This window comes from Peribacillus sp. P4_C12, from assembly GCF_056402095.1.
In genome coordinates, this window is record NZ_JBFUIB010000759.1 from 1 (window position 1) to 1,434 (window position 1,434).

The 1,434-nt window shown below is 37.4% G+C and carries 2 protein-coding genes; both read right to left on the bottom strand.

Features of this window, described 5'->3' with window-relative positions; genetic code table 11:
* On the bottom strand, positions 1-122 hold a 122-nt coding region (locus AC1DUW_RS28705; RefSeq protein ID WP_477644172.1), incomplete at its 3' end, for a transposase.
* 169 nt (positions 123-291) lie between these two features.
* Positions 292-1,434 (bottom strand): BCCT family transporter (locus AC1DUW_RS28710; protein WP_477644171.1); only part of this gene is annotated, 1,143 nt, incomplete at its 5' end.

Sequence of the window (1,434 nt, forward strand, 5' to 3'; positions counted from 1 at the left end):
GTAACTTCTGATACGCCATATTCGCCGCTTAATTCTTTGACCGAATTACCCGAGTGATAAAGATCTACAATAGTCTTCTTGAATTCATTATTATATTTTTTACCTGTATTCTTACGTTCCAAGACAGACACATCCTCTCAAAAATTATTGTAAGGACTTAACTAAAATGTGTCCATGAAACTATACTAACTCCAGTTCCCTTTGTTTTCATATGTTTACGTTATCTAACCTTAATATAAACCAAACCGAGAGTCTATTATATTATTTGAAGTAAAAAGAAGGAATTACTGCTTAAGAAATTTTTTCTTTTGGGATCGAGGTAGAGTCTTGTTTGATCTCTTCCTTTAAAGCCTTGAATAAAGACCAACACATGATAACCATAATAATCGCAAAGGGAAATGCAGCTGCCATGGAGGCCGTTTGAAGTACCTCCAAACCACCAGCCAAAAGTAGCACAGCGGCAACCATTGACTGAATGACCCCCCACGTAATTTTAATTTTATTTGAAGGGTTTAAATTACCTCTTTCGCTTAGCATWCCCAACACAAAAGTKGATGTATCAGCTACCGTTATATAATAAATCATCATGACTGTAAAACCTACGATACTTAATAAAGAACTTGCAGGTAGATAATCAAAAAAACTAAAMACGGATAAATCAACATTTGAAGTAATTTGTGTGGCTAATTCCTTATGGCCTAAGTTATGRATCATATKGAGAGCTGACCCWCCAAAKATRGARAGCCAAGCAAACGTACCAAGTGAAGGRACGAATAATACGCCAATGACAAACTCCTTTATCGTCCTTCCTTTAGAAATTCTGGCAATAAACATGCCTACAAAAGGTGCCCATGCAATCCACCATGCCCAATAGAATAACGTCCAACTCCCAATCCACTTGCTGTCACCAAAGGGCTCTAAGTTTAAACTCATACCAACGAAATYACTTACATAGCTGCCCATTGTACTAAAAAACACTTTGAAAATTGTAGAAGTCGGGCCCAGTACTAAGACCAWGAACATGATCAAAAACGATAGGATCATAGCCGTGTTGGATAAAWATTGAATCCCYTTTTCTAATCCAGTGGWTATAGAGATTAAGAATAGAATRGTTGCAACGCCAATAACGGTGATTTGAACCAGAAGAGTGTTTGGAATACCAAATAAGGCATTAAGCCCACCTGAAATTTGCATGGCACCCAAACCAAGAGAAGTAGCTATACCGAAGATGGTTGCGAAGACTGCAAGGATATCAATGGTTTTACCAATCGGACCATGAATTTTTTCCTTTAAAAGTGGATAAAAAGCAGAGCTCACTGATGCTGGTAATCTTTTGTTGAATTGGAAAAAAGCAAGGGCCAAACCAATGACGGTATAAATTGCCCAGGGATGAAAACCCCAATGAAAAAATGTATACTGCATCGCTAAATTAGC